Annotated in this window: 18 protein-coding genes; 9 read left to right on the top strand and 9 right to left on the bottom strand. The window is 72.1% G+C overall.

The features are described from left to right. Positions 1–22 precede the first annotated feature (22 nt). Complete coding sequence (locus tag ACFY04_RS31760; protein ID WP_389122055.1) at positions 23–1,090, top strand: NADase-type glycan-binding domain-containing protein; 1,068 nt, start codon at positions 23–25, stop codon at positions 1,088–1,090. 31 nt (positions 1,091–1,121) lie between these two features. On the opposite strand, the gene ACFY04_RS31755 is transcribed toward ACFY04_RS31760, so the two are convergent. The 5 genes from ACFY04_RS31755 to ACFY04_RS31735 all read right to left on the bottom strand — a co-directional run bounded on the left by ACFY04_RS31755 (position 1,122) and on the right by ACFY04_RS31735 (position 5,980). Beyond that, entirely contained in the window at positions 1,122–2,360 is a 1,239-nt protein-coding gene (locus ACFY04_RS31755) for an ABC transporter permease (RefSeq protein ID WP_389122053.1), read from the bottom strand. After that, positions 2,350–3,030 carry an ABC transporter ATP-binding protein gene (locus ACFY04_RS31750; RefSeq protein WP_389122051.1) on the bottom strand — a complete coding sequence of 227 codons (681 nt, stop codon included), beginning with the start codon at positions 3,028–3,030 and terminating at the stop codon, positions 2,350–2,352. The genes ACFY04_RS31755 and ACFY04_RS31750 overlap by 11 nt, the downstream gene beginning before the upstream one ends. Then, positions 3,023–4,573, bottom strand: coding sequence for a hypothetical protein (locus ACFY04_RS31745; RefSeq protein ID WP_389122050.1), 1,551 nt, complete (start codon positions 4,571–4,573; stop codon positions 3,023–3,025). Before ACFY04_RS31745 ends, ACFY04_RS31750 begins: the two co-directional genes overlap by 8 nt. A 7-nt stretch (positions 4,574–4,580) precedes the next feature. Next, positions 4,581–5,504, bottom strand: a complete 924-nt coding sequence (locus ACFY04_RS31740) for a hypothetical protein (protein WP_389122047.1) — start codon at positions 5,502–5,504, stop codon at positions 4,581–4,583. A 92-nt stretch (positions 5,505–5,596) separates the two neighbouring features. Beyond that, on the bottom strand, positions 5,597–5,980 hold the full coding sequence (locus tag ACFY04_RS31735; protein ID WP_389122045.1) for a hypothetical protein: 384 nt from the start codon (positions 5,978–5,980) through the stop codon (positions 5,597–5,599). A gap of 415 nt (positions 5,981–6,395) precedes the next feature. Here ACFY04_RS31735 and ACFY04_RS31730 point away from each other — a divergent pair, with 415 nt between their 5' ends. After that, a complete protein-coding gene (locus ACFY04_RS31730; protein WP_389122043.1) occupies positions 6,396–6,965 on the top strand; it encodes a GNAT family N-acetyltransferase in 570 nt (189 codons plus the stop codon). Here the strand turns inward: ACFY04_RS31730 and ACFY04_RS31725 are convergent. Next, positions 6,949–7,845, bottom strand: coding sequence for an NADP-dependent oxidoreductase (locus ACFY04_RS31725; RefSeq protein WP_389122271.1), 897 nt, complete (start codon positions 7,843–7,845; stop codon positions 6,949–6,951). The two genes, ACFY04_RS31730 and ACFY04_RS31725, sit on opposite strands and share 17 nt — an antisense overlap. 158 nt (positions 7,846–8,003) lie before the next feature. Between ACFY04_RS31725 and ACFY04_RS31720 the strand changes: the two genes are divergently transcribed. Together ACFY04_RS31720 and ACFY04_RS31715 are read left to right on the top strand one after the other, a co-directional pair. Continuing rightward, entirely contained in the window at positions 8,004–8,420 is a 417-nt protein-coding gene (locus ACFY04_RS31720) for a winged helix-turn-helix transcriptional regulator (protein WP_389122042.1), read from the top strand. A 41-nt stretch (positions 8,421–8,461) separates the two neighbouring features. Continuing rightward, positions 8,462–9,190 (top strand): Mut7-C RNAse domain-containing protein, encoded by a 729-nt coding sequence (locus ACFY04_RS31715; protein WP_389122040.1) that lies wholly within the window; start codon positions 8,462–8,464, stop codon positions 9,188–9,190. A gap of 67 nt (positions 9,191–9,257) precedes the next feature. Here the strand turns inward: ACFY04_RS31715 and ACFY04_RS31710 are convergent, their stop codons facing one another. Next, positions 9,258–9,707: a hypothetical protein gene (locus ACFY04_RS31710; RefSeq protein ID WP_389122038.1), complete on the bottom strand. Its 450-nt coding sequence runs from the start codon at positions 9,705–9,707 to the stop codon at positions 9,258–9,260. 138 nt (positions 9,708–9,845) lie between these two features. Between ACFY04_RS31710 and ACFY04_RS31705 the strand changes: the two genes are divergently transcribed. Beyond that, positions 9,846–10,190: a YnfA family protein gene (locus tag ACFY04_RS31705; RefSeq protein WP_389122036.1), complete on the top strand. Its 345-nt coding sequence runs from the start codon at positions 9,846–9,848 to the stop codon at positions 10,188–10,190. Positions 10,191–10,244: 54 nt separating this feature from the next. Further along, on the top strand, positions 10,245–11,009 hold the full coding sequence (locus tag ACFY04_RS31700) for an SDR family NAD(P)-dependent oxidoreductase (RefSeq protein WP_301368079.1): 765 nt from the start codon (positions 10,245–10,247) through the stop codon (positions 11,007–11,009). Here the strand turns inward: ACFY04_RS31700 and ACFY04_RS31695 are convergent. Further along, complete coding sequence (locus tag ACFY04_RS31695) at positions 11,006–11,479, bottom strand: polysaccharide deacetylase family protein (protein WP_389122034.1); 474 nt, start codon at positions 11,477–11,479, stop codon at positions 11,006–11,008. The two genes, ACFY04_RS31700 and ACFY04_RS31695, sit on opposite strands and share 4 nt — an antisense overlap. A 96-nt stretch (positions 11,480–11,575) precedes the next feature. Here ACFY04_RS31695 and ACFY04_RS31690 point away from each other — a divergent pair, with 96 nt between their 5' ends. Then, positions 11,576–12,160 carry a Uma2 family endonuclease gene (locus tag ACFY04_RS31690; protein ID WP_389122032.1) on the top strand — a complete coding sequence of 195 codons (585 nt, stop codon included), beginning with the start codon at positions 11,576–11,578 and terminating at the stop codon, positions 12,158–12,160. A 72-nt stretch (positions 12,161–12,232) separates the two neighbouring features. Here ACFY04_RS31690 and ACFY04_RS31685 read toward each other — a convergent pair whose 3' ends face one another. Then, positions 12,233–13,426 carry an RtcB family protein gene (locus ACFY04_RS31685; protein WP_389122029.1) on the bottom strand — a complete coding sequence of 398 codons (1,194 nt, stop codon included), beginning with the start codon at positions 13,424–13,426 and terminating at the stop codon, positions 12,233–12,235. Positions 13,427–13,617: 191 nt separating this feature from the next. Here ACFY04_RS31685 and ACFY04_RS31680 point away from each other — a divergent pair, with 191 nt between their 5' ends. Both ACFY04_RS31680 and ACFY04_RS31675 read left to right on the top strand, forming a co-directional pair. Next, positions 13,618–14,478, top strand: a complete 861-nt coding sequence (locus ACFY04_RS31680; protein WP_389122026.1) for a DUF3558 domain-containing protein — start codon at positions 13,618–13,620, stop codon at positions 14,476–14,478. Positions 14,479–14,593: 115 nt separating this feature from the next. Continuing rightward, complete coding sequence (locus tag ACFY04_RS31675; RefSeq protein WP_389122023.1) at positions 14,594–15,355, top strand: DUF3558 family protein; 762 nt, start codon at positions 14,594–14,596, stop codon at positions 15,353–15,355. Positions 15,356–15,639 lie beyond the last annotated feature (284 nt).

Below are 15,639 nucleotides of genomic sequence, written 5' to 3'. Positions count from 1 at the left end.
CGTGTGTGGGGCGTCCAACGGCGTGACGGACGATTTCTGCGGCAACTGCGGCGCCTACCTGGGCTGGTCGGAGTCCACCGCTCCCCTGGCCACGGCCCCGGAACGGGTGGACTCCCCGCCGCCCGCCACCGCGGAGTCCGACCCGCCCGCCACCGCCGAGTCCGACCCGCCCGCGCCCTCAGGGGCAGATCCCTCCCCGCCGGAGCCCGCTCCGACGCGGAGGCCGCCGCCGGAGGCCCGTCCGGCCGGTGGGGAGGACCCCACCGCCCGCAGCACGCGCGATGCGCAGAGCACCCCGCAAGCGCCGCCCGCCACCCCGCAGCCCGTCCGGCCCGCGAAGGCTGTCGCGCCGCGCCCGGTCGTGCGTCCCGCTGCGGTGAGCGACGACGTGGCCGGGGTCCCGTGTCCCGCCTGCGGCACGCCCAACCCGCCGGACCGCCGCTTCTGCCGCCGCTGCGCGGCGCCGCTGACGCCCGCCGCCGCACCGGCTCCCCTGCCGTGGTGGCGGACGGTCTGGCCGTTCCGCCGCCGCACGCGGGCGGGCTCGGGCCGGATGGTGCGCTTCCTGGTGATCCTGGCCGTGGTGCTGGCCCTGTGCGCGGTCGGCTTCCTGATGATGCCGGCCGGACGCCACCTGTTCGAGGACACCCGGGACAAGCTCGGCAAGGCCAAGGCGGTGACCCCGACCCGCGTCGAGGCGAGCGCCGAGCTGCCCGGGCACCCGGTGGGCCACGCCACGGACGGACTCAGCAACCGCTACTGGGGCGTGCCCGGCCCCGGTGCCTCGGTGACGTACACCTTCACCAAGCCGTTCCGCCTGGTCGACGTGATCATCACCAACGGCGCCTCGTCATCACCGGAGGAGTACGCGACTCAGGGGCGGGCGCTCCAGATCGACATGGAAGTGACGGCGCGGGACGGCCAGAAGGTCCGCAAGAAGCTCACCCTGAGCGACAAGCCCGGTCCCCAGACCTTCCCCACCGGCATCAGCGACGCCACGACGATCCGTCTGACCCTCGACGCCCCGGCCGGGTTGACCCCGGACCGCCATGTCGCCCTGGCGGAGGTGGAGTTCTTCCAGCGGAGCTGACAGCTCGGCGGCCTGCCCTGGCCTAGCACTACTAGACGCCCGCGCGCAGGGTTTCGGCGGGGAGGATGCGGGCGGCCGCCAGGGCCGGGTAGAGGCCCGCGGCCAGGCCCACCACGAGGCCGACCAGCGGGCCCGCGGTGGTGAGGGCGGGGTCGAGGACCACCAGCCAGTTCTTGGCCAGGCAGGTCACCGCGGTGATCTGGATGCCGAGCACCGTGCCCACCACGCCGCCGGCCAGTCCGACCAGGCCGCTCTCGATGCAGAACTGTCCGGCGACCGCCCGCCGCGAGGCACCCAGGGCCCGGCGCAGGCCGATCTCGGAGCGCCGCTCCAGCACGGACACGTAGGCGGTGTTGCTGACGCCGAGCGCGCCCACGCCGAGGGAGACGGCGGCCAGGCCCAGGAACAGGGCCCGGGTCTGCGACTCGACACCCTGGCGCAGGGACCGGGGGTCCGGCGGCACCAGCGCGACGAGCTTGTCCGGGGCGCCCGGGGCCAGGGCGAAGGGGGCCTCGTCGCCGACCTGGTCGGCGGCGCCCAGATCCGTACGAATGATCATTTCCGCGGGGGCGAAGCTCAGTCCCGCCGGGTCCTGCAGGGCGGCCCAGTACGGGATGACCACCGAGCCGGTGAGGTTCGTGTCGCCGGTGGGGGCGCGGAAGACGCCGAGCACGCTGAAGGCGACCCCGTTGATGTGGATCACGGAGTTGCCCGCCCCGCCGTCCACGGTCAGCCGGGAGGCGGCGGCCGTGTCGATCAGGGCCACCCGTTCGCGCCGGGCGTCGTGCCCCGTGTCGAACCAGCGGCCCTGCGTCAGCTCGGCCGACATGGCGAGCAGCGCTTCCGGCTGCGCGGCCATGACCGTGCTCTCGGGCAGGTCGTTCTCCTTGCCGCCGGGCAGCCGCGAGACGGCCGGCTGCTCGCCGGCCCTGCTGACCAGGCCGGCGCTGCGGACGCCGTTGAGGTCGCGCACCCGCTGGGTGTCGGCGCCGTCGGGCCGCGGCCGGACCCCGGCAACGGCCTCCGACGGGTACTTGACCGTCACCCGCGTCGCCTTGAGGGCGTCGAACTGGTCGGAGACGGCGCCGGCCGCGCTGGCCGTGATGCCCAGCGTGGCGAGGGCGGCGGCCAGCCCCACGGAGATCCCCACCATGGTGAGCAGCGTGCGGAACCGGCGGCCGAACAGCGCGAGGAACGCCTGGACGAGCAGATCCGCCGCCGACGTACGGGGGTGCCCGGGCGGCCGGCCCTTCGCACGCCTACGCAACACGGCCGTCCACCACCTTGAAGACGCGGTCGGCCCTGGCCGCGACATCGGGTTCGTGCGTGACCACGACCACGGCCCGGTCCTCCGCGACCAGTCCGGCCAGCAGATCCATGACCCGGGCCGAGTTGGCGGTGTCCAGGTTGCCGGTCGGCTCGTCGCACAGGACGACCGCGGGCCGGTGGACGATGGCCCGCGCGACCGCGACCCGCTGCCGCTCTCCGCCGGAGAGGGTGGTGGGCTTGACGTCGAGCCGGTGCCCGAGGCCCACGGACTCCAGCGCCCGCACGGCCTGCGGCCGCCGCTGGGCGCGGGGCACGCCCAGGTGCACCAGCGGCAGGGCCACGTTCTGTACGCAGGTCAGGTGCGGGACCAGGTGGAAGGCCTGGAAGACGAAGCCGAGCGTCGAGGCCCGCAGGGCGGTGCGATCCCGTTCGGACAGGGCGGTGGTGTCGTTGCCCTGCAGCAGGTACCGGCCGCGGGTCGGGACGTCGAGCAGTCCGAGCACGCTCAGCAGCGTGGACTTCCCGGAGCCCGAGGGGCCGACGACGGCCGCGAGCCGGCCGGGCCGGATGTCGAGCGTGACGTCGGCCAGCGCGTGCACGGGCGGCGGTCCCGGATACGTCTTCGCTATGCCGGTCATCTCGATGACGGGGGCCGGGTCGTCCTCAGTCATCGGTACCGCCCGAGGCGCCGCCGGAGCCGCCGTCCGCGCCGCCGCCCGCCGGGCTTCCGCGGCGGACGAGGACGACCGTCTGGCCGGCGGCGAGGTTCTCGTCGAGCGCGTGGACCGCGCTGAGACCCTCATGGGTGAACAGCACCTCGACCGGGATGTTGCGCTCCTTGCCGCCCTCGGTGACGGTGACCGTCGACGAGCCGCCGAGGTCGGTCCAGACGGCCGACACCGGAACGGTCAGCGCGCCCTTGGGGCTGCGCCGGAGTTCGACGCTGATCTGCTGGGCCGAGCCCTCCTTGGCCTCCGCGCCGGTCGGCACGAACAGGGCCTCGTGCTGGCCGCCCGCGGTGCCGGAGCCGTTGCCGGTACCCGCTCCCGTACCCGCTGCCGCTCCCGTTCCCGCCGTGGCCGCGCCGTCCTGGCCGCCGCTCTTGCCCTGCTGGTCGCCGCTCTTGCCGTCCGAGGGGCTGTTGAGGGAGCCCAGGGTGCCTTCCCTGCCCTCGTAGGGGCCGGTGCCGAAGCGGATGACCGCGTCGGCCGGCAGATCGCGCAGCTGCGTGCGCTGGTCCGCGCTGAGGGCGGCCCGCACCTGGCGGCCGCCGCTGCCGAGGACGACGAGCGGCTTGTCGGCCGCGTCGCCGACCGCCGCGGTGACCTGCACCACCGTGGCCGGCAGGGCGCTGACGTACGCGACCTCCGCGGCCGGCAGCAGCTCACCGGGCTTGGCCGGCCCGGCGGCGGGCGGCGTGTCCGGACCGCGGGCGGGCGGCGCGCTCGCGCCACCCGTGCCGTTCGCGCCACCCGTGCCGTTCGCGCCGGGGGCCGCCCGGGTCCCGCCGTCGGTCTCCGCGCCGCCCCGGGGAGCCGTGCCGCCTCCCGCGGACGCCCCGCCTCCGCGTGCCGTGCCGGAGGTGGAACCGCTGCCGCCGGTGGTGCTCTGCCCCTGCCCTGCGGGTGCCTCGTACCCGGCCGCCACGTACAGCTTGCGCACCGCGTCGACGGTGGCCGGGCCGTACGTGCCGTTCACCGCCGTCCCGTACAACGGCTGCAGCGCGCGCTGCAGTTGCTGCACGTCCGGCCCCTTGTCGCCCGCCTTCAGGTCCCGGTACGCGGGGAAGCGCCCCGGGAGCAGCAGGACCGGCCGGCCCGACACCTCCGCGACGACCGCCCCGGCCTTGAGGCTCTTGCCCGCGGCCGCGGGCAGGGCCGTCACGACCGCGCGGCTGGTGCCCTGCGGCTGGACGCCGGTGATGGTGGTGCGGGCGGCCGTCTCGACCTTCCCGGTCAACTCCATCCGCTCGACGAGCTGCTGGTCGGAGACCTTCCCGGTGATCCGGGAGGGCGGGGGCGCTGCGGCGTTCGAGGCACGCTGCTCCGGAGTCCTGGCCTGGGAGGCGATCCACCAGACGGAAGCGGAGCTGCCGAAAAGCACGACGACGACCGCGGCGACGATCAGGCCCCGCCTGGACCTCTGCCGCGCACGCGTTGCGACCGCACCGGACGGCTGGGCCGCCTGTGTCTCATCGGGGTGTTCGAGGCTCATGACAGTATTAGGACGTCTCTCGCAGTAGATCCTGGGCCTTGCCCTTGGCCTTCGTGATGAGTTCCAGCCACGCCGTGATTTCCGCTTCGTGCTTCACCAGCGAAGCCGCCGAGGCCTTGCTCTTGGCCTCCCGCGCCTTCGTATTGAGACCGACCTTCGTGCCGCACTCGGCATCGGTGGTGGCCTGCTTGATCTCGGCACGCTGGGCGTTGTCGAGCGCCGCGGTATCACCGTCGGGAATATTCGTGTAATGCGCGAGTGCCGATTCCCTGGCCTTCTCCGGAGTCGCAATTTCCGGATATCCGCCGGATTTCATGCAGGAGGCCCACTCGGAAAGCGCCTTCTGATATCCGTCGTCATCGGCGAGGATACGCGCGCCGTTCTGCTTGACGCTGTTGTAGACCGTCCAGTTGAGCCGGAGGTATTCCTTCACGTCCCCGTACACGGCCTTGAGGGTTTCACCGCGGCAGCCCTTCGACGGCACCATGACCTTGCCGCCGCCGAAGTCGAACTCCACACCGCCCTCGGGCTTGTCGACGTACCCGTCCATGGCCATGCTGTGCGCCCGCTTGACGTCCTCGGGCAGCGCGTCGAAGTCGTCCAGGCCCTCCTGGGCCTTCCGGTTGTCCGACCTGCGCGGGTCCGCCCCGTAGCCCACCGTGCGCGCGGTCTCGGCCGACGGGGAGAGGTCCTCGCTGCGCTTCTTGCCGCTGTCGGTGGCGGAGCCGCTCGCCGGGAAGACCTTGAAGCCCTTGTCGTTCATGCACTTGCGGATCAGTTTGGTCTCCGCGTCACGCTCCTGGTCCAGCGCCGCGTTGGCACTGTCGAGGGCCGTCTGCGCCCTGCGGGCCGTCTCCAGGTCCTGCGGGGCTTCCTCCGAGCAGGCGGAGGCGGCTGCGCCCAGCAGCACCGTCACCGCGATCGCCGTCATACACCGGGTGCGCTTCTTCAATGTCCGTGTCCTCTTGAAGGTGCGGCCGGGCCGCCTCCGCGACGCGGGGCGACCCGGCCTTCAGGCGGTGATCAGCAGCCGTTGCCGTCGTTCAGGGTGTTGCTCGCGCCGTCGTCGTTGGCGTCCCAGTAGTAGTTCACGGAACCACCGGGGACGAGGCAGATCTCCACGCCCCACGACATCCAGCGGCCACCGTAGGTCTTGGACGACTGACCACGGCGGTTCCACCAGGAGCTGTCGGCCTCGTAGACGGCCGGCATGTCGATGTCCCAGCGGGCGGACTCGTACTTCGTCCGGTACATCGAGTTGTTCGTGCTGTAGTTGCTGTCCTTGTAGATGCAGAAGTTGCCGTCGTAACACGTACGGTCCACGGCCGCTGCGGACGGCGCCGCGGCGATGACACCGGCCACGGCCGCCATCGCGATGAATCCGGCCGAAATCCTCTTACTGAGCATTCGTGACTCCCCCTCGTCGGGTGGTGACTGATGCAGTGAGAGGGCAGGGCAGCCGAAGCCCTTCCCCCCGGTCGGCTGAGGTCAGGCTAGGCCACGACCACTGGAAACAAAAGGCCAATTCTCTTTACCCGAGGGGCCGTTGGTGATTGGAATTGATCATTCACCGATCGGTGCCCGATGCGCGAATCCACCATTCCGGCACACCGCCACCCACCTCGCAATAGGGGGTCGGCGCAGGTCAGCCCCGCGGTCACCGGGACGGGACGGCGGAGCGGCGCCGGAACCCCGCCACCCGGAGGCGCGCGGTCCGGACGAACCCCGAACTCGTCCTGAAAATAGACGCGTTCACGACCGCGGCACGCCGTGGAGGCCGAAACCCGTGGAGCGGCCGCGCGCGCCTCCGTAGGGTGGCCCGATGGAGACTCACGTTCGGCTGGAGCCCTGGTCCGCCGGGGACTTCTGGCTGCTGGAGCGCAAGAACGAGCCGGCCATGACCCGGTTCCTGGGCGGCCCCGAGCCGGCCGCGAAGCTCGTCGACCGCCAGCGGCGCTACGAGGCCCTGAGCGCGCGGGAGCCGGCCGCCGGCCGGATGTTCCGCGTCGTGTGGACCCCGGCCGGGGAGGGCCCCGGTGACGGCGGCGGACGCGCCGAGAGCGTCGGATCCGTCGGCTTCTGGGAGCGGGAGTGGCAGGGCGAGCCGGTCTACGAGTCCGGCTGGGGCATCCTGCCCGAGTTCCAGGGCCACGGGCTGGCCGTGGCGGCGCTCACGGAGCTCCTGGCGTACGTCGGCGCCCACGGCTCCCGCGACAGCGTCCACGCCTTCCCCGGCACCGGCCACCCGGCGTCCAACGCGGTGTGCCGGCGGGCCGGCTTCGAGTACCTGGGCGACGTGGACTTCGAGTACCCGCCCGGTGCGCCCCACCCGAGCTGCGACTGGCGCTACCGGGTGGGGCGTCCGCAAGGCGGTCTCACGCCGTCAGGATGATGCGGCCCCGGATCCCGGGCGTCCCGAGGTGGGCGTGGGCCTTCGCGACCTCGCCGAGCGGGAAGGTGTCCGCGACCCGGAGGGTCAGCGCGCCCGCGTCGACCAGCGCCACCAGGCGGGCCAGGTGCGCCCCGTCCGCCGCGACCTCCTGCTCCACGACCCGGACACCGCGCTCCGCGGCCGGAGCGTGGTTCGGGATCAGGCCCACGTAGACCCCGCCGTCGCGTACGGAGCCCAGCGCGGCCTCGCCCAGCACCGCCGCGTCCAGGACCCCGTCCACGGGCCCGGCCGGAGCCGCCCCGCGCGGGACGAACCCGGTCGCGCCCAGGGACCGTACGAACTCCTCGTCCTCGGGGCCCGCCAGGGCCGTCACCGCCAGGCCGGCCCGCACGGCGAGCTGGACGGCCAGGCCGCCGACGACGCCCGCGGCTCCGGTGATCAGCACCGAGGAGCCGGGGGCGAGCCCCAGCAGGTCCACGGCGCGGGCGGCGGTGAGGCCGGCCAGCGGGAGCCCCGCCGCGGCCACCGCGTCCACGGTGACCGGGGCGGACGCGACGGCGGTCGCGTCGAGCACCACGTACTGCGCGTGCGTGCCCAGCAGCTTCACCGGCCCGTAGTGCAGGCCCACGACCCGGTCGCCGACGCGCCGGCCGGTCACGCCGGCGCCGATCTCGTCGATCTCCCCGGACACGTCCCAGCCGAGGCCAAGCTGCTGCCCGGCGCCGCCGAAGATCCCGGCGCGGACCGCGCCGTCCACCGGGTTGAGCCCGGCGGCGGTGACCTTGACGCGGAGCTGGCCGGCCGCGGGGCGGGGCGCCGGGACCTCGGCCAGTCCGACCTGCTCCGGGCCGCCGAACCCGGTCACCACGGCCGCCAGCATCGTCTGCTCGCTCATCTTCATCTCTCCCGTTCGCCGTTTTTCTCGCTCATTCGTTCGCGTGTTCACGCGTTCTCGATGAGCACTAACTTATGGAGAGGTACTCTCTTTTCGTAAGTACGCACTCGAAGGTGCGTACCCGACCCGGAAGTGGGGTACCCATGGCCACCAGCACCGCCGCGGCCCGCCGCGAGGAAGCCCGTTCCGCCTACGACGCCTTCCTCAGGGAGTGCCCCACCAGCCAGCTCCTGGCCCGCATCAGCGACAAGTGGGTCGGCCTCATCGTCAGCGCCCTCGGCCAGGCCGAGAACCGCTCCATGCGCTACAGCGACCTCGGCCGCAAGATCCCCGGCGTCAGCCAGAAGATGCTCACCCAGACCCTCCGCTCCCTCGAACGCGACGGCCTCGTCACCCGCACCGTCACCCCCACCGTCCCCGCCCGCGTCGACTACCGGCTCACCGACCTCGGCAGCAGCCTCGGCTGCCTCCTGTCCTCCGTGAAGCTCTGGGCCGAAAACCACTTCGACGAGGTCAGCACCCACCGCGACACCTACGACCGGGCCACCGCCACCTCATAATTCGGCCGCGGCCACCGCACCGGAAATGGCATGCTGAGCAGGTGAACGGACCCGGCATTCAGCTCACCCTCGCCCCCGAACTGCGCCTCTTCGCCCCGCCCAGCCGGCGCGCCGACCGCGTACCGACCGCCACCGACGGCGCCTCCAGCCTCGGCCACGTCGTCGAATCGGCCGGCGTCCCGCTCACCGAAGTCGGCCGCCTCCTCGTCGACGGCCACGAGGTACCCGTCTCCTACGTGCCCCAGGACGGCCAGAACGTCGAGGTGTACGGCGTCGAGCGGCCCCAACAGGTCCCCGGCGCCCAGCTCCGCTTCCTCCTCGACGTCCACCTCGGCACCCTCGCCCGCCGCCTGCGCCTGCTCGGCGTCGACGCCGCCTACGAGAACGAGGACATCGGCGACCCCGCCCTCGCCACCCGCTCCGCGGCCGAACGGCGCGTACTGCTCTCCCGCGACCGCGGACTGCTGCGCCGCCGCGAGCTGTTCGCCGGCGCGTACATCTACAGCGACAACCCCGACGAGCAACTGCGCGACGTCCTGGGCCGGTTCGCGCCCACCCTCGCACCGTGGACCCGCTGCACCGCCTGCAACGGCCCGCTCCACGAGGCCGACAAGGAGAGCGTCGGCGACCGCCTGGAACACGGCACGCACCGCTCCTACGACGTGTTCGCGCAGTGCACCGAGTGCGAGCGCGTCTACTGGCGCGGCGCCCACCACGCCCGCCTGGAACGGATCGTCGACGAGGCCCTCGTGGAGTTCGGCACGGCCTGAGCCGTGTCCGGCGGGCGGACCGGGCAGGGCGGACCGGGCGGGGCGGACCGGGCGGGCGGTCACAGCACTAGAACGCGTAGGCGTCGCCCGTGTCCAGCGCCAGCACCACGTGCTCGTTGTTGGCGTGGTTCCGGTCCGTCGCACCGCCGTTCCACCACGTGTCGACCCGCACCGCCACCTCCGGCACCCGCTCCCGCAGCTCCAGCATCAGCCCGATGTGCCGCCCCCGCCCGTGCAGCGGCAGCGGCCCCGTCTCGCACACCACCTCGCGCAGACCCGCCCGCGCGCAGCCCCCCGCCAGCTCCTGCCGGTCCGCGAGCTCCGCCGACAGCCGCACCCGCACCGTCGCGTTCGGCAGCGCGGCGGGCCCGTCGTTCTCCGGGACCAGCCAGATCCGCAGCCGCGCCCCGGACAGGGCCACCCGGCCGTGATAGGCCACATCGGCCTCCGGCCCGTCCCCCGCCGATGCCTGCGCCGACCCGGGAACACCCGCGCCGAGCGCCAGCAAACCCGCCACCACCACACTTCGTACGGCACCACGGCGCACCGACACCACCTCCTCGCGCGGAGGCTAGCCACCGGCGCCCCCGACCGGTCGGACCATCACACGAACGAGGGCGCGCCCACCCCCATCTGCCGTGCGTACCTTTGAGCCATGCCGATCACCCTCCTGGCCCGCTCCGCCGCCCTCTTCCTCCTCGCCGCACTCCTGGAGATCGGCGGCGCCTGGCTCGTCTGGCAGGGCGTCCGCGCACACAAGGGCTGGTCGTGGATCGGCGCCGGGGTGATCGCCCTCGGCCTCTACGGCTTCGCCGCCACCCTCCAGCCCCAAGGCGACTTCGCCCGCGTCCTCGCCGCCTACGGCGGGGTCTTCGTCGCCGGATCCCTCGTATGGGGCGCCGTCGCCGACGGCTACCGCCCCGACCGGTGGGACACCACCGGGGCCCTGGTCTGCCTCGCCGGCATGGCCGTGATCATGTACGCCCCGCGCGGCCGCTGAGCCGCGCCTATGCTGGCGGGTAATCGCCCGTACGAACGACCGAGGAGCCCGCACATGAGCACGGCCGCCACCCGAACCGCCGTAGTCACCGGCGCGAGCAGCGGCATCGGCGCGGCCACCGCCCGGCAGCTCGCCGCAGCCGGCTACCACGTCGTCCTCACCGCCCGCCGCAAGGACCGCATCGAAGCCCTCGCCGCCGAGCTCACCGAGGCCGGCCACCAGGCCACCGCGCACGCCCTCGACGTCACCGACCGCACCGCCGTCGACGCCTTCGCCGCCTCCCTGGCCCGCTGTGACGTGCTCGTGAACAACGCCGGCGGCGCCATCGGAGCCGAGCCCGTCGCCACCGGCGACCCCGCCGACTGGCGCACGATGTACGAGGTCAACGTCATCGGCACGCTCCACGTCACCCAGGCCCTGCTCCCCGCCCTCACCGCCTCCGGCGACGGCACGGTCGTGGTCCTCTCCTCCACCGCCGGCCACTCCACCTACGAGGGCGGGGCCGGCTACGTCGCCGCCAAGAACGGCGCCCGCGTCCTCGCCGAGACCCTGCGCCTGGAGATCGTCGGCCAGCCCGTACGCGTCATCGAGATCGCCCCGGGCATGGTCAAGACCGAGGAGTTCGCGAAGACCCGGTTCCGCGGCGACGCGGAGAAGGCCGAGAAGGTCTACGCGGGCGTCGCCGAACCCCTGTCCGCCGACGACGTGGCCGACACCATCACCTGGGCGGTGACCCGCCCCAGCCACGTCAACATCGACCTCCTGGTGGTCCGCCCCCGCGCCCAGGCCTCGAACACCAAGGTCCACCGCGAGCTCTAGAGAACTCCCGCCGCCCTCAGGTGCGGCATGAGGGCCGCCGGCTTCAGCCCGGCGGCCCTCGCCGCGTCCAGGGCCCGCTGGAGGTCCGCCGCCAGCGCCGGCGTGAAGTGCAGCAGCACGATGTCCCCGGCCTGCAGCCGCGGCGTGGGCGGGGTCTCGCCCCAGGTGGTGAAGTCGTACGTCCACGTGACGAGCGCCTTCACCCCGCACGCCTTGGCCGCCAGCCTCACCTCGTCGTTCACCGCCCCGTAGGGCGGCCGCAGCAGCTTCGGCGTCCGCCCGAAGACCGCCCGGAGCTGCTCCCCGGCCCCGCACACCTCGGCGCCCCTGCCGGCGGCGTCGAGCGTGGTGAGGTCCGGGTGGTCGACGGTGTGGTTCTCGACGCCGACCCGCCCCTCCTCCGTGAGCCGGGTGAAGTACCCGGTGTCGTACGAGGCCGCCCCGGGCAGCAGGAACAACGAGGCGGGCAACGCCTTTCCCGCAGGATCCGGGCCGGGTGAATGCACACGGAATGTCGGCGGCCGCGGCTACGCTCCGGGAGCGTGAGCCGAGAGAAGGAGGAAGCTATGGCTGTGATAGAGCACGAGACCACGATCGCGGAGGCCGCCGATCGACTCTCCAGGGAGCTTCCCGGGCACCGAGTGGAAATTCTCCAGGGGAGGCTCACCGTGACACCGCCCGCCGACGGTTCGCACGCGCTGGCACTGAGTTGGCTCATCGAGAAGTTCTACGACGCCGGCGCCCGAAAGGCGGGGCTGAGATACGTCCAGGGGATCGGCCTCTGGCTGCCGACCGGCTCCGACGACTACGCCATCCCGGACTTCGCCCTCGTCGAGGCTGACTTCCGCAACCACAAGGTCCAGAAGAACTGCTACGCGGCCGACGTCTTCCGCCTGGTCGTCGAAGTCACGTCGTCGAACTGGTCCGACGACATCGGCGTCAAGGTCGACAGCTACGCGAAGGCCGACATCCCGGTGTACGTCATCGCCGACCGCCACCACGACGAGGCCGTCCTCTGCAGCGACCCCCGCAACGGCACGTACCGCCTGCGCAGAACCTACAAGCGAGGCACCTCCATCCCGCTTCCCGAGTCCATCGGGGTGTCCTTGGAGCTCCCGGTGGACCTCCTCCTCGACGGCGACGAGGACTGACCCACGACGCGCGGGAGCCCGGACCGTCACCGGTCCGGGCTCCCGCACTCCCCCGACATCCGCGCCCGGGCCTCAGCCCTTGACGCAGATGACCTGCTTGAGCTTGGCCACGACCTGCACCAGGTCGGTCTGCTGGTCGATGACCTGCTCGATGGACTTGTACGCACCCGGGATCTCGTCCACGACGCCCGAGTCCTTGCGGCACTCGACACCCTTGGTCTGCTCCGCCAGGTCGCGCGCCGAGAACCGCTTCTTCGCCGCCGTCCGGCTCATCTTCCGGCCCGCTCCGTGCGAGGCCGAGTTGAAGGACTTCTCGTTGCCGAGGCCCTTCACGATGTACGAGCCCGTACCCATGGAACCCGGGATGATCCCGTAGTCACCGCTGCCGGCCCGGATCGCGCCCTTACGCGTGACCAGCAGGTCCATGCCGTCGTACCGCTCCTCCGCCACGTAGTTGTGGTGGCAGCTGATCTCCCGGTCGAAGGAGACCTTCGCCTTCCGGAACTCCTTCCGGAACACCTCCTTGAACAGGCTCATCATCACGGCGCGGTTGTACTTCGCGTACTCCTGCGCCCAGAAGAGGTCGTTGCGGTACGCCTCCATCTCCGGCGTGGCCGCGAGGAAGACCGCGAGGTCCCGGTCCACGAGGCCTTGGTTGTGCGAAAGCCCCCGGGCCACGTCGATATGGAAGGCCGCCAGCTCGTTGCCGATGTTCCGCGATCCCGAGTGCAGCATGAGCCACACCGAGCCGGACATATCGATACAAACTTCGCAGAAGTGATTTCCTTGGCCAAGGGTTCCCATTTGCCGCATGGCCCGGTCCCGCCGGAACTTCACCGCATCCGTGACGTAGTCGAAGCGCTCCCACAGATCCCCGAAGCCCGCATCCGAGAACCCGTACAGCCGCGACGGGTCCACCGCCTCGCGGTGCATCCCCGCCCCCACCGGAATCGCCCGCTCGATCTTCGACCGCAGCCCCGACAGGTCCCCCGGCAGGTCGTTCGCCGTCAGGGAGGTCTTCACCGCCGACATTCCGCAGCCGATGTCCACGCCCACCGCCGCCGGGCAGACCGCGTCCTTCATGGCGATCACCGAGCCGACGGTGGCCCCCTTGCCGTAGTGGACGTCCGGCATGACGGCCAGGCCCTTGATCCAGGGGAGGGTGGCGACGTTGTGCAGCTGCTGCATCGCGCTGTCCTCGACCGACGCCGGGTCGGTCCACATCCGGATCGGGACCTTCGCCCCGGGTACCTCTACATACGACATAAGGAATCAATCCCCCGAAAACTACAGAAAAGTCAGAATGCGCAAAAGCCTCGCTCTTGATCCCAAATACGACAGGGGACCGGCGCCAGCACCAGCGTGTGCGATAGACATTGTGTCCAGCCGCGCCCAAGTCGCGGCAACGCATTTTCCTGACCGTCGGGGGGCCCGCCGGTCGAAGGGAGCCAGTGGACGTGCAGCGCAAGGCGGTACGGCGGCGAGTCCTGCCAGGCATCGCGATGCTCACCGCGCTCGCGGCCGGGGCGGCCGGCCTGACCGGGTGCACCAGCGGGAGCGAAGGCGGAAGCACCAGCGACTCGAAGGCCGGCGGCAACGCCGCCGCGCCCGCCCAACCGGGGAAGTACCGCAGTCTGCCCGCGCCCTGCAAGGCCGGCGCCGACAGCAAGAAGCTCAAGGGCATGCTCCCGGCCGGGGACAGCCTCACCCCCGAGCAGCGCGACCAGATGTACGCCGGTGTCGCGGACGCCTCGTACGACGGCGACCGGCACGTCGGCTGCCGCTGGACCGGGCAGAGCCCCGAGGAGACGCGGCTGCTGTCGGTCGGCTTCGAGCGCGTGGTCTCGTACGACCGGACCACCACCAGCGACGACGACAAGGCCAAGCAGGTCTACGTCCGCCGGCTCACCGACGCGAAACTGCCCTTCCCCGGCCCGACCGCGAGCCCCACCCCGGCGGCTATCACCCCTGCCGCCCCCACCCCCGCCGCCCCCACCCCGGCGGCCCCGGTCCAGGGCGCGCCCGCCTCCGGGGCGCCGGCGTCCCCCGGCGCGAGCCCGTCGGCGCCGGTCGAGCTCGGATCACGCGTCCTGGAGGGCCTCGGCAGCGACGCCTTCCTGGAGGACAAGCTCAGTCCCGCCGGGGCCAGCGCCGCGCAGTCCCGCACCGTGCGCATTGTGTTCCGCACCTCGAACGTCATCGTCACCATCGAGTACAGCGTGCAGCCCGCACTGCCCGGCACGGTCCCGCCGAGCACCGAAACCCAGGACAGGGCACGGCAGTTGGCACAGGCCCTGGCCGAGCGTTTCAGCGAATGAGCGGTGCGCGCCGTGGTCTCGCGTGACGGCGCGCACAGCAGGGGGGTACCCGGTCGGGCTACCGTTGCCCGGGTCCGGCGTCCGAAGAACAACCGACAAACGTACTGAAGGAACCATGCACCGATCAGCCTCGCGCCTCACCCGCGTTCTCGCCTGCGCAGCCGTCCCGGTGATCCTCACCGTCGCCGGGTGTTCGTCCGACTCGGGCAAGGACACGGGCTCGAACGGCGAGAAGAAGTCCGGTTCGTCCTCGTCCGCCAAGCCCAACCCGAAGACTTCCAAGGCCCTGGAGAAGGCGGCTTTCGCCACGCTCCCGGATCCCTGCAAGGCGCTCCAGACGCCGACGATAGACACGCTCGTCCCGGAGGCGAAGGACAAGAACGGGACGGCGACGAAGTCGAACGACCTGGCCACCCGTGCCAGCTGCTCCTGGAACGGTCTGGACGAGGACGGCCTGAAGGGCTCGCAGTACCGCTGGCTCTCGCTCTCCTTCTTCCGCTACGACTCCCACGCCACCCTCGGCGACGCCAACAAGCGTGCGGAGGAGCAGTACAACAAGGAGGTCGGGACGGCGAAGACCGAGGAGGGCGCGCAGGACCCGCAGACGGAGGCGGTGGCCGGGATCGGCGACCAGGCGACGTCGGTGATCTACAAGGCGAAGAAGGACGTCGACTCCTTCAACACCTCGATCGTGGCGCGCGTCCAGAACGTGGTCATCCGGCTCGACTACAACGGGGCCGCGTACGAGGGGGCCGGCGCGCCGGACCACGCGAAGCTGCTCCAGGACGCGATCACTGCGGCCAAGGAGGCTGTGACCTCGGTGGACACGGCCAACAAGGCGCCGGCGGAGCAGCCGCAGTCCCCGCAGCCCCAGTAGGGATGAGCGCGGGGCCCGGCAGCGATGAGCGCGGGGCGGGGCCTCCTGGGGCGCTGACATCGAGTCACCCGTACGCTGTGCCTGCCGCAGCTCGGTAAAGGCGCGGTAAGTGCCCAGCACTCAGCACCAGCACTCTGCGCTCGGTATGTGCTCGACAAGGGGAGGGGATCGCGGGTGGCCGCGATGCAACTGACTCGTACGCACCGGATACTCATAGGCGTGGTGGTCGCGGGTGCCGTGGTCATCGCGGGGATCGGGTTCGCGGGCTCGTACTCCGCGGTGCG

Origin of the sequence: Streptomyces sp. NPDC001549, assembly GCF_042894025.1 — a bacterium.
GTDB classification, from domain to species: domain Bacteria; phylum Actinomycetota; class Actinomycetes; order Streptomycetales; family Streptomycetaceae; genus Streptomyces; species Streptomyces kutzneri.
This window is presented reverse-complemented; position numbering and strand designations above follow the sequence as displayed.